Annotated in this window: 9 protein-coding genes; 7 read left to right on the forward strand and 2 right to left on the reverse strand. The window is 56.7% G+C overall.

All coding sequences use genetic code 11. The features are described 5' to 3' along the window. Positions 1-101: 101 nt before the first annotated feature. The 5 genes from ACFFK0_RS14565 to ACFFK0_RS14585 all read left to right on the forward strand — a co-directional run bounded on the left by ACFFK0_RS14565 (position 102) and on the right by ACFFK0_RS14585 (position 7721). Complete coding sequence (locus tag ACFFK0_RS14565; protein ID WP_377470983.1) at positions 102-4202, forward strand: response regulator; 4101 nt, start codon at positions 102-104, stop codon at positions 4200-4202. A gap of 2 nt (positions 4203-4204) precedes the next feature. Next, positions 4205-5035, forward strand: a complete 831-nt coding sequence (locus tag ACFFK0_RS14570) for a CheR family methyltransferase (protein ID WP_377470984.1) — start codon at positions 4205-4207, stop codon at positions 5033-5035. A gap of 38 nt (positions 5036-5073) precedes the next feature. Further along, the gene (locus ACFFK0_RS14575; protein ID WP_377470985.1) at positions 5074-6240 is read left to right on the forward strand and encodes a sensor histidine kinase; all 1167 of its coding nucleotides are present in this window, start codon (positions 5074-5076) and stop codon (positions 6238-6240) included. Between the two features lie 78 nt (positions 6241-6318). Then, on the forward strand, positions 6319-7149 hold the full coding sequence (locus ACFFK0_RS14580) for a sugar phosphate isomerase/epimerase family protein (RefSeq protein ID WP_377470986.1): 831 nt from the start codon (positions 6319-6321) through the stop codon (positions 7147-7149). 44 nt (positions 7150-7193) lie between these two features. Continuing rightward, on the forward strand, positions 7194-7721 hold the full coding sequence (locus tag ACFFK0_RS14585; protein WP_377470987.1) for a YfiT family bacillithiol transferase: 528 nt from the start codon (positions 7194-7196) through the stop codon (positions 7719-7721). 123 nt (positions 7722-7844) lie between these two features. On the opposite strand, the gene ACFFK0_RS14590 is transcribed toward ACFFK0_RS14585, so the two are convergent. Both ACFFK0_RS14590 and dapA read right to left on the reverse strand, forming a co-directional pair. Next, positions 7845-9986 (reverse strand): S-layer homology domain-containing protein, encoded by a 2142-nt coding sequence (locus ACFFK0_RS14590; RefSeq protein WP_377470988.1) that lies wholly within the window; start codon positions 9984-9986, stop codon positions 7845-7847. Positions 9987-10133: 147 nt separating this feature from the next. Continuing rightward, positions 10134-11018: a 4-hydroxy-tetrahydrodipicolinate synthase gene (dapA, locus tag ACFFK0_RS14595; protein WP_377470990.1), complete on the reverse strand. Its 885-nt coding sequence runs from the start codon at positions 11016-11018 to the stop codon at positions 10134-10136. A 124-nt stretch (positions 11019-11142) separates the two neighbouring features. Between dapA and ACFFK0_RS14600 the strand changes: the two genes are divergently transcribed. Next, the gene (locus tag ACFFK0_RS14600) at positions 11143-12015 is read left to right on the forward strand and encodes a LysR family transcriptional regulator (protein WP_377470991.1); all 873 of its coding nucleotides are present in this window, start codon (positions 11143-11145) and stop codon (positions 12013-12015) included. A gap of 117 nt (positions 12016-12132) precedes the next feature. After that, complete coding sequence (locus ACFFK0_RS14605) at positions 12133-12555, forward strand: hypothetical protein (RefSeq protein ID WP_377470992.1); 423 nt, start codon at positions 12133-12135, stop codon at positions 12553-12555. Positions 12556-12629: the final 74 nt, after the last annotated feature.

The raw sequence follows: 12629 nt of genomic DNA on the forward strand, positions 1-12629 counted from the left end.
TCTATATGAACTTGCGCCGAAGAAGAGGAAACCGGTCGATAAATGTAGAAATGATTAAACGGAAAATCATCATTCATTTGACCCCGGAAAGGATATCGACGATGCGATGGGTGCGTAATGCTCGAATCAACCGCAAGCTGCTTATGATGATCATTGTGCCGATACTCGGCCTGCTTTATTTTTCGACAAGCGAAATCGCGGATAAATCGAAGGAGCTGACGGTAATCGGCAAGCTCCAGACGCTAGTCGCTGCCGAAATCGCCGCCAACGACTTCGTCCACGAGCTGCAAAAGGAACGCGGCCTCGTGTCCGGCTACGTTACGCAAAGAACGGCCGAACGGTTGGATGCGTTATTGGAGCAGCGGCGGATGACGGACGAAGAGCTCGAGCACCTGCGCGAGCTGGTACAGTCGAACCGCATCGCTGCGCTGGGCGAGCAGTTGGCGAACGATTTCGAAGCTGCGCTTTCACCGCTTGACAAGTTGACGGCGGTACGCACGCAGATCGATCAAAACAAGCAAAATGACGACGAAGTGCTGCAATATTATTTGGACATCGTTAGCGGTTTTTACTTCGTTATGGAGAGCGCCAATCTCTCGGGCACGAATAAACAAATCGGCAATTTATTGTCTTCCTATATTTATTTGTCCAAGGAAAAGATGGCGGCCAGCAAAGAGCGGGCTATCGTCTATCGCATGCAATCGAATTCGGCGGTCAGCCAAACCGACATTGAACAGCTGTACATGCTGGAGAACGAACAAAAGTTGTACCAATCGATATCGCTTGGGTTTGCCTCGGACGGCGGCCGCAAGCTGTATCTGGATACGGTCAAAGGCCGGGATGTGCAGGAAGCGCAGCGCATGCTCGCGCAGGCGAAGTCAGCCAAGGCAGGCGAGAAGCTGGGCATAGACGGCGACCGTTGGTATGAGCTGTCGACCGTGAAGATCGACTTGCTCAAGCAAGTGGAGGACGGACTGGCGAAAGAGCTGCTGCAAACGATGGAAACCGTCCAAGCGGGAGCGATCCGGGCGCTGGTGACGGTGATTCTCATTAATGTGTTCGTGTTTGCCGTTTCCCTGCTCGTCATCGTCGCCGTTTCGAGAACGATGGTCCGCCAAATCCGCGCCTTGCAACGATCGACGGTACTTATTCTGCAGGGTGAGACGGATATCCGGGTGGATGACGTTACGAAAGACGAAATCGGGGAGCTGACGGACGGCTTCAATCAGATGGTGGCCAGCTTCCGTGAAGTGATCGCACAGGCGGACCGCATTTCAATGGGCGAATACGAGCAAACGATCGTGCCGCGCTCGGACCGCGACCAGCTCAGCATCGCATTGATTCGCATGCTCGAAGCGCTCAAGGAGTCGAAGGAAACGAATGCCAAGCAGTACTGGCTGAAGACCGAGCTGGCCCGCTTAGTGGGGCTGTCCCAGGGCGTCACCCAAATGCAGCGTCTCGCGACGATGCTGATCTCGGAAATTGCCAAGCTTGTGGAAGCGGGGCAGGGCGTCTTTTATGTGAAGGAGCAGGACGGCCGGGGCAAGGAATCGGAGGATTACGTCCTGCTCGGCAGCTATGCGTTTAAGGAGCGCAAGTCGGTGTCGGCCCGCATTCGTCCGGGCGAAGGGCTAGTCGGACAATGCGTGCTCGAGAAGAAGCCGATCGTACTGACGAACGTCCCGGGCGACTATGTGCCGATTCAATCGGGACTTGGCGAGGCGAAGCCGCTGCAAATTACCGTGGTGCCGATTATGTATGAGAACGAAGTGCTTGGCGTCATCGAGCTCGCCTCCTTCAACCCGTTTACCGACATCCAGCACGATCTGTTAGAGCAGCTGGCCCAGTCGCTCGGCGTCGTGCTGCAAAGCGTGAGCAGCCGCCAGCGGACCGAAGAGCTGCTCCGCCGTTCCCGGGAGCTGACCGAAGAGCTGCAAGCCCAGCAGGAGGAGCTGCGTACGGCGAACGAGGAGCTTGAGGAGCAAGCGCAGATGCTGCGGATGTCCGAGGAAAAAATGCGGGTGCAGAGCGAAGAGCTGCAGGCGATTAACGAAGAACTGGAGGAGAAGACGCATTACCTGGAGCTGCGCAGAGCGGATATCGAGAAGCAGAACGAGCTGATTGAGCGTTCCCGGCAGGAGCTGGAGGAGAAGGCCAGGGAGCTGGAGCTGGCGAGCAAATACAAATCGGAATTTCTGGCTAACATGTCGCATGAACTGAGGACGCCGCTGAACAGCCTGTTGATTTTGGCCAAATCGCTGGCGGCGAACGAAGAGGGCAACTTGTCGGCGGAGCAAATCGATTCGGCGAAAATCATCTACAGCGGCGGGATCGACTTGCTTACGCTGATCAACGATATTTTGGACTTGTCGAAAGTGGAAGCGGGAAAGCTTGATATTCAGTTGGAAGATGTCCGGATCGATGCGATGCTGCAGGCGATGCACGCGCAATTCCTGCCGCTGGCGAAGGAGAAAGGACTGCAATTCCGCGTAAGGCGGGCGGACGGCGTCCCGGAGCAGTTCCGGACCGATGGACAGCGTGCCGAGCAAATTTTGAAAAACCTGCTCTCCAACGCCATCAAATTTACGTCGTCCGGCTCGGTAACGCTTGAAGTCGAGCTTGCGCAAGATGACGGCGGGATTGCTTTTACGGTAACGGATACCGGGATCGGCATTGCGGCGGACAAGCAGAAGGCGATATTCGAAGCGTTCCAGCAGGCGGACGGCACGACTAGCCGGAAATACGGCGGAACGGGTCTCGGCCTGACGATTTCGCGCGAGCTGGCGAAGCTGCTGGGAGGCGAAATTCGGATGCGGAGCGAGGAAGGCGAAGGCAGCCGCTTCACATTCATTTTGCCTTATCGCGGAGCGGTCCCGGGCAGCGGCACTTCAGCGAAAAGTAGTCCCCCGGTGGAGGCGGCTTCCATGCTCGTGGCCGCTTCGGCCGAACCGGATGCGGCGGAAGCCGTCTCCCCGCGGGAGAACATGTACATCCCGGACGATCGGGATATGATCGGTGTGCCGGCTCAGGGCAAGTCGATTCTGATCATTGAGGACGACCCCGATTTTGCCCAAATCTTGATGGACATGTCGCGCAAGAAGGGCTTCCGCTGCCTGGCGGCCAAAGACGGCTTCAGCGCTCTGCAGCTGGCCAAGCAATACGTGCCGAGTGCGGTGCTGCTCGATCTCGGCTTGCCGGATATGGACGGTATCAAGGTGCTGGACCATCTAAAGTTTCATAACGAAACCAGGCATATCCCGGTGCACATTATTTCCGCCAAGGACCGCAGCTTCGATTCGCTGCACCGCGGCGCAATCGGCTTCCTGTCGAAGCCGATCAGCGCGGAGGATATCGACGCCGTCTTCGGCAAAATCGAGAACGTGCTGAACGAACGCATTCAGCAGGTGCTCGTCGTCGAAGACGATCTCAGCAGCCAGAAAGCGATTCACGAGCTTCTGAAGCATAAGCGGATCGGCATTCAAAGCGCTTACTCCGGCGAGGAGGGGCTTCGCCTGCTGCAGTCGCAGCACTTCGACTGCGTCATTCTCGATTTGAGGCTTCCGGATATGACCGGCTTCGAAATGCTGCAGAAGCTGGTCGGCGACAAGGACCGCGAGCTGCCGCCGATTATTGTCAATACCGGCAAAGAACTGACGCAGGACGAGTATAAGCAGCTCAACCGGTTTACAAATTCCATCGTCATCAAAGGGGCGAATTCCCCGGATCGTCTGCTCGACGAAGTCTCGCTGTTCTTGCACAGCGTTCACAAATCGCTGCCGCCGGAGCATAAGGAAATGATCCGCATGGTGCGCGAATCCGACGATACGCTGCGCGGCCGCAAGGTGCTGCTGGTCGACGACGACCTGCGCAATACGTTTGCTCTCTCCAAGGTGCTGCGCCAGCACGGTCTTGAGGTCATTATGGCCGATAACGGCCAGTTGGCGCTGGAGAAGCTGGAGGGGGAACCGGACATCGAGCTTGTCATTATGGACATTATGATGCCGGTGATGGACGGCTACGAGGCGATGGAACGCATCCGCGCGATTCCGCGGTTCCAGTCGCTGCCGATCATCGCGCTGACGGCGAAGGCGATGACGGGCGACAAGGAGAAATGCATCGAAAGGGGAGCCAACGATTATATGACCAAACCGGTCGATACCGACAAGCTGCTGTCCTTGATCCGCGTGTGGCTCTTTAAATAAGGATGAACGATAAAGCGACGGAGAAGCTGGAGACGGAGCTTTTGCTGCAGGCGCTGTATGAGCGGTGCGGGTATGATTTTCGCCAATATGCCCGTTCCTCCTTGCTGCGGAGATTGCACTTCGTCCGGCAAAAGGCGGGGCTCGCGCATTTGTCCGACATGATCCCGAAGCTGCTGTACGACGACGCGTTCGCCGGCGAGCTGCTGCACGGGCTGTCGGTCACGGTGACGGAGATGTTCCGCGATCCGGAATTTTTCCTTGAGCTGCGCAGCAAGGTGATCCCCCTTCTCAAGACGTACCCGTTCGTGAAAATATGGCACGCCGGCTGCGCGACGGGCGAAGAAGTATATTCGATGGCGATTGTGCTGAAGGAAGAAGGCTTCTATGACCGGGTGCAAATCTACGCAACCGATATGAACCAGGAGTCGCTGCACATCGCGCAGGAGGGCATCTACGGGCTCGACAGCATCCGGAAATTTACGCTGAACTATCAGCGCAGCGGAGGACGCTCGTCATTCTCGGACTACTACCATGCGAAATATCAAATGGGCAAAATGCACGACGACCTGAAGCGCAACATCGTGTTCTCGCAGCACAATTTGGCGACGGACCACTCCTTCGGCGAGATGCACCTGATCCTCTGCCGCAATGTGCTCATCTATTTTGACAAGCAGCTGCAGAATCAGGTGTTCCGCCTATTCAACGGCAGCTTGGCGCCGCGGGGCTTCTTATGCATCGGCAGCAAAGAATCGATCGAGTTCTCCGGCATCGAGCCGGAATTCGAGGCGGTTTCGGCCAAGTGGCGCATCTTCCGTAAGCTGCTGCCGACGTGAAGCCGAAAGCGATAAGGTAGGAGGAGGATGAACGTTAGATGAATCGTATTGGGGAACGGCGGACTCCCGAACTGAAAATGCTGATCGTGGACGATCGCAAAGAAAATTTGATTGCCATGCAGCGGATATTGCAGTCCCTGGAGTGCGAATTGTTCGTCGCCTCCTCCGGCAACGAGGCGCTTTCGCTGACGCTTCGGCACGATTTCGCCCTGATCCTACTCGACGTACATATGCCGGAGATGGACGGCTTCGAGCTCGCCGAGATTCTGCGCAGCAACGAGGAGACGAAACAGATCCCGATCATATTCGTGACGGCCAGCAATAAAGAGGAGCAGAGCGTGTTCAAGGGTTACGAGAGCGGAGCCGTCGATTACTTGTTCAAGCCTGTCAACCCGGATATTTTGCTTAGCAAGGTGAGGGTGTTCCTGGAGCTAAATATGCGGAAGAAAGAGCTGGAATGTATTCAGTCCGAGCTTGAGCGAAGCAATGAAAGCTTGAAGGAGTTCGCTCAAGTCGTCTCGCACGATCTTCGCAACCCGCTGAACGTTATATCCGGGCTGAGCGAGCTGCTGCTTGTCCGGCACAGCGCTGGCCTGAACGAGAAGGGCAAAGCGTACGTATCGCAAATTGCCGAAACCGCGGGGCGGATGACGGCGCTGATCGCGGATTTGCTCTCGTACGCGCAGGTCAATGCGAAAGCCGCAGTCGTGAGCGAAGCGGATCTGGATGAGATCGTACGGCTTGTCGTGGCCGACCTCAGCGCCACATTGGAGCAATGCGGCGGGGAGGTGCAGGTGCTGGACAAGCTGCCGGTGATCGCGGCGGATTCGACCCAGATGTACCAGCTGTTTCAGAATTTGATCGGCAACGGGATCAAATATCATCGCCCGGACTGTGCGCCGATTGTGCGGATTTCACTGCAAGCTCCGGCGGACGTTCCGGAAGAAAGGTCGGGGGTCAGCGTCGCGATACGTATCGAAGACAACGGGATCGGCATGAAGGATGACGATATCCCGCACATTTTCTCCGCATTTCGCCGCCTGGACAATGCCCGCGGTTACGAAGGCACCGGATTGGGGCTCGCGACCGTGCAGAAGATTGTGGAGACGCACCGCGGTACGCTGGCGGTCAGCTCCACGCTCGGGCAAGGCACCGCGTTCGTGATTACGCTCCCGGCCGAATGGAGCCAGGATAATGCTTCGTAGATTGCCATTGATCGGTACGGGGGAAACGTATTAAGATGGAAATGATTGCAAAATAGCGATAAAGAGGAGACGGCGACGATGATCCGATCCGAACACTTATCCTTGAGCACATGGAGCCTGCACCGGCTTCTGGGCCCGCTGCGCTGGACGATATGGGACGACGCAAGCAGGACTCCTGCCATCCGCGAAGAGTTTCAGCCTGCCGAGATGGAGCTGCTGGAGCTGCCCGCCGTACTGGCGCAGCGGGGGTTCCGTTTCTTGGAAGTATGCCACTTTCATTTTCCTGCAACGGAGGAAGCGTATGTGAAGAAGCTGAAGGCGGCGTTTGAGGCGAGCGGCGTTATTTTCCATACGCTGTTGGTCGACTACGGCGATATTTCGTCGCCGGATGAGGGGAGACGGGAAGCCGATATTCGGTATTTGCAAGGATGGATCGACGTTGCGGCTCAAGCGGGGGCCCGTGCTGTCCGGATCGTAGCCGGCGAGCAGCCGGCCGGGGACGCCGCGGCTATCGCCCGCAGCTGTGAAGCGCTTCGCTCGCTGGATGCGTATGCGTCCGCGCAAGGCGTTCGTATAGTGACGGAAAACTTCCGTTCTCTAACTTCTACCATCAGCAGCTGGTCGGCGGTGCTGGTCGGCTTCGGCCAGAAGCAGGCCACGATCGTCGACTTCGGCAATTTGACGGAAGAGGAGAAGGAGGCCGGTATCGCTTTCGGGGCTCCGCAAGCTCATTCCATTCATGCCAAGCCCGATTACCTTGCGGACGGATCCATCGATACGGAGTCATTTGGCAGACTGCTGGACATCGTGAAGAGTAGCGGGTGCGAGGCGCCGGTCTCGATCATCTTCGATCGACCGGGGAATATGTGGGAAGGCATTGAAGCCATTCGGGCGGTCATGGTGCGATAGCGCCGCGCGGATCGGCTATCAAGAACTCGCAGGAGAGTGAGCTTATGGAAGCTTTGATGTATCCGATCGGAAAATTTGCGGCTGAGCCGCATCCTGCCGAGGAGCATCGGCAGGAATGGATCAAGGACATTGCCCAAATGCCCGGGATTCTCCGGTCTACGGTACAATCGCTGACGGCGGAACAGCTGTTGGTCCCGTACCGTCCGGGGGGCTGGAACGTACGGCAAATCGTGCACCATCTCGCGGACAATGACATGAATGCGTACATACGTTTCAAGCGGGCGCTGACGGAAGAGACTCCGACGGCAAGCTCCTACAGGCAGGCGGAGTGGGCCGAGCTTAGCGATACTAACGACACTCCGATCGAGATTTCCATTCAGCTCATGGAAGCCCTTCATCAACGATTTGTGCTGCTGCTGCGGAAGCTGTCCCCGGAGCAATTCGAACGTACGGTCATTTCACCTGCTTACGGCGAGATGACGCTTCACGAAGCTGCTCAAAGATACGCTTGGCATGGCCGCCATCATATCGGCCAAATTCAGTCGCTCATAGAGAGAATGGGCTGGCAGTAATTCTGGCGCGAATACGAAAAAGAGGGCAGTCCCGCCGGTTACTGACGCTGCCGGCGGTTATGCCCTCTTGACAGGCTATCGAGTCATTTCGATAGCCTGTTTGGTTTATTTTCCCGAGCCGAATTATTGAATGATGATGCCCGTTACGACGTTGTTGGTCACTTGAAGCACGACAGGACGGTTCTGCACGAGATTGCCGGTATTGCCGGTGATGGTGACGTTTGAAGCCGCCTGGTAAACGGTCGTGGCGCTCTCGCCTGACTTGATGATAGCGATCGTGGCGATTTTGCCGCTATTGTTCAACGTCGAGCTTTGGAACGTACCGGAGACGACGGAGCTTTGACTGTTGGACATGGAGGTTACTTCCGTCAAGATCACGAAGTTATTGTAAACGCGCGCAGTGATGATGTCGCCCGCTTGGAGGGCATCGGCGCTTACCACTTGGCCGCCGCGCAGGAAGAAGCTGTTCGTATGCCGCTGCAGCGAGACGGTTTGCGTCCCCGAAATAAACGTCAGCATGCCGTTTGCCGCAGAGACGAATTGACCGGAATGCTGTGCGACGCCAGGCTGCGCCGAGTTCGCGCCGCCGGCTTCCTTCGTCACTTCCGCGATGAGCACGACGCCGTTAACGTAACGGAACGTTACCGTGTCGCCCGGCCGCAGCGCCCCGGCGGCGGTTTGCACACCGCCCCGATATACGAAAGCGTTGGCGTGGAACGTTAATTTGTACGTCTTGTCGCCGCTCTTCACAGCGATGACGTTGTTCTGCGCGTAGCCGACGACGGTTCCGGAGAGATCGCCTTTGCCCGTAGCGGGAACGGTGGAAGCCGTCTGCCTGACCTCAACGACAGCGGCTGTATTGTTATAAGCGTACACGGTCACCACGTCGCCGGCCTGCAATGCGGATGCATCCGTCTGTACGCCGCTGCGATAGATGAACGCGCCGCTGCTGAGCGACATCACGCCTTGTTGGCCGTCGGCGACGTAGGTGATGGTGCCGCCGGAAGCCGGAGCCGTTACGGTTGCGGTGAAGCTTCGGCTGTAGGAAGGCGTCGATGTGCTTCCGACCGGCTGTGTGACCTCCACGTATACGACAGCGTTATTATAGGAACGAGTCGTAACGACGTCGCCAACCTGCAGGCTTGAAGCGCCCACCTGCGTGCCGCCGCGGAAGTACAGCGCGTTGCCGTTCACCGGCAAAGCAACGGTCGTGCCGCCGCTCAGCAGTGTCAGCACGCCGCCGTTTACAGCGGCCGCTACCGTCCCGTTCCGCACGCCCGCAGCCGGTACCGGATTCGGATTCTGGTTCGTGCCGGCCGCTCGGGTAACTTCAACGAAAATGACAAGGTTGTTATATACGCGCACCCTCACGACATCGCCGACCTGCAGCTGGGAAGAGCCGACCTTGGCACCGTTACGGTAAATGAATGCATTCGCGTCCAGCGTTAGGCTGGTCGTCTGACCGTTCTGGCTGACCGCCAGCACGCTGCCGGACACAGGGGCGCTTACGGTTCCCGTGTACAGCCCGTCGGCATTCCCCGGCAGCTGCTCGCCGGCACGTGTCAGCAGCGCTGCAATCTGCGCGCGGGTGACCGGCTGATTCGGGCGGAACGTGTTATCCTCGAAGCCGTCGACGAGCTTCTTGTCGATGGCGACCTTGACATAGCCGACGGAGCCGGCCGGAATGCTCTTCGCATCCTTGAACGGAAGCGTGGCGTTCATATTGGCTTCCGCTTCTTGCTGCAGCTTGAGCGCTTTGACCAGCAGCGTCGTGGCCCACAGCCGGTCGGCCGGCTGCTGCGGATTGACAAATGAATCGGTCTCCGAGAACAATCCGTTCTCTACAGCGACGGCGACGTAGCCGACTGCCCAGGCAGGCACGAGTGCCGCATCTTTGAAATTCAGCTTCGTCTGCATTTCCTCGGCGGACTCGGCCTTCTCGCGCAAGCCCATGACGCGAACCGCCGCTGTGATCGCTTCTATGCGGGATACGCTCTCGTTCGGCCGGAACGTGCCGTCCGAGTAGCCTTCGAATACGCGGCGGGACGCCAGCTCGGCGATATAGCGGAGCGCCCATTCGAAGTCGCTGCTTTGCAGGTCCTTGAAATCCAGCTTGATTTGACCGAGATGCCGTCCGTTGTCGTGATCGTTGTCCTTGTTGTTGCCTTTGCCGTCCTTCGCAAACGCCGTCGTGCCCGTTCCGATCGCCAGCGAAAGGGCCAATGTTGCTGCAAGCAGCTTCTTCATAGGGAGATACCGTTTCATGTTCTTCGCTCCTCGTTGATTGATACTGTTAAATAAACCCAATGGATGATTTCGATACAAAATTTCGGCGGTCTGGAAAGTTTTCGGGGGGTGGCAAATAAAGGAAGGCCTTCCCCCATCCGGAATTCGGAAAAGGGAAGGCCTCCATCATGGAGAAGCCAAGAAGGCTGACAGCTCCTTCTGAAGTTCTTGGGTGATTGGTGTAAGCGGCAGCCGCAGCGCATCGGAGGCGAAGAGGCCGGCCTGCGCGAGCACCCACTTGATTGGAGCGGGATTCGTCTCCCGGAAGAGCAGGCGGATTAGCGGCAGAAGCTTGCTAAAGGCCGCTTCCGCCTCATCGTATCGGCCTTCCTCTGCCAGCCGGTATACTTCCAGAAACGCCTCCGTCCGGACATGCGCCGATGCCAACAAGCCGCCGCTTGCGCCATAGCGGAGCATCGCAGCGAATAGGTCGTCCGAGCCGGCCAGGATCGGCTTCGCCGAACGGCCTGCCAAAGCGTTGACCAATTCGAAACCACCCGAAGCGTCCTTCAGTCCGATCACGCCGTCGAGTTCAAGGATCCGCACCATCGTGTCAACCGGCACCCGAATCCCTGTCCGCTCCGGCACCTCGTAAGCGACGAGGGGAACTCCGGTATGTGCAACAGCCTTGAAGTGTCGATATACGCCATCTGCGGACGGACGACTGTAATACGGAGTGACAGCCAGAACCGCATCCGCCCCCCATTTGCCAGCGGCCTCCGTCCGTCTTATTGTCGTTCTCGTGTCGTTGGTGCCGGTCCCGACGATAATAGGCATACAAATGCCAAGCCTTCGGATGACAGTCCGCGCGGCATGAAACAACGTTTCGACCTCCGCCCATTCCACCGTCGGCGCTTCGCCGGTCGTTCCGTTAAGCACAATTCCTTGTATCGGATGCCGCAGCAATTCCTCGAGATAATGAATGAACGAAGCCAAGTCAATCTCGCCGTCCTGCGTGAACGGGGTTGCGACCGGAACGAAAATACCCTTTAGATTTTCTACATGAAGCATATGTCCACCGCCTATAGAAACTAGATTATTTTTCAACTGAGGACAGTTTACCATCGCAACGAACATAACAGTTATCTATAATAGGTGATAAACAAAATCAAAAATAATGATAATGGTGGGAGCCATGGACCTGACCTATCTCCATACTTTTCGCGCTGTCGCACTCCAACGGAGCTTTACGCGAGCGGCGGCGGAACTCGGTTACGCGCAATCGAGCGTCACGATGCAGATGCAGAAACTGGAGCAATACTACGATGTCAAGCTGTTCGAGCGATCCGGCAGAGGGCTGCGCCTGACGAGCGCGGGCGACGAATTGCTGAAAATCGCGCTGCAAATGCTTGAACTCCACCAGTTGTCGAGAGAGAGTCTGGCGCGACAGAGCGGCGGGACGCTGACGATCGGCACAATTGACTCGATCGCGTCGTACTATCTGCCGGCGATCATTCAGCCGCTAAGGGCGCGTTACCCCGAACTTTCCATCCGCATCGTGACCGGCCGTGAGCAGACGATGATCGACCGGGTAAAGGAAGGGGAGCAGGATGTTTGTCTTTTGCTTGAAAATGGCCCCCCCGATTCGGCTCTGCAATGGACTACGATCCGGGAGGAGCCGCTGGTGTTCCTCGCAAATCCAGCTGAAGCGCTGAGGGCGTCCGATCTCGTTATGCTGGAACACCTTTCAAACAGCGAATGGATTATGGCTGAAGAAAGTTGTAATTACCGCTCGATGCTAGAGCGTGTGCTGCGAGACGAAGGCATCCCATACCGGATTGCGCTGGAACTCGGCAATCCGGAGGCGATCAAGCGGTGCTTGGCGGCAGGCTCAGGCGTTTCGGTTCTGCCGCGCATGGCGGCGGAGGAAGAAATACGGCGCGGCGAGCTGGCTGTACTTCCTATACGACATCCTGCAATTCGGCTGGATTTGCTGCTGGGCCTGCGGCCCAAGAAGTGGATCTCACAGCCGCTGCGGACGTTTATGGATATGATTCGAGTGGAATGAGATACCTGTATCGGAGGGAATGCTCCTATGCTAGACTACTAAGTAACAAACGAGGTAGCCGGGGAAGCGGCATATGTAGGCTCTTCCTCTGCATGACGGGGGGGGGGGACGCCAAACTTGGTTAAACGCCTGCTTATGTATTTGTTGATCAGCGTAATTAGTTATTTTACCGGTGTTTTATGTTACTTAGGGGCATTGGGACTTTTCTATAACCAAGGAATGGGTAGCGATGCTCATTTGATTTGGGTATGGATCGGATTGCCTTACTTTTTCTTTGTTGTCCCAATTTATATTGCCGTTATCTTATTCTTACGGGCGGTCTGCCGGCCCTCTCTGATTGTTCAAACCTTCCTTTTCCTAATCCCCGGTTTTATTGCGATGGGTGGAGCTTTCCTCCCTCTGAGTCTGTATTTGCTGCTGAATCCATTTTCTAAAGAAGCAAGCTTGTTCTATTGCTGTTACACAGCGACAGCCATTATATTCTCCATTGGTTCCTGGTACGCTGAGAAGTGGCTGGCTAGCCTAGAACGAGGACGGTAAAAAATAATCATTACCGATTGGAACGGAGCTGACTGGGTCTTTTCTTCAAAATATTAATGCGAGAGTGCAGATAT

It is taken from the genome of Paenibacillus chartarius, from assembly GCF_042432825.1.
Taxonomy (GTDB): domain Bacteria; phylum Bacillota; class Bacilli; order Paenibacillales; family NBRC-103111; genus Gordoniibacillus; species Gordoniibacillus chartarius.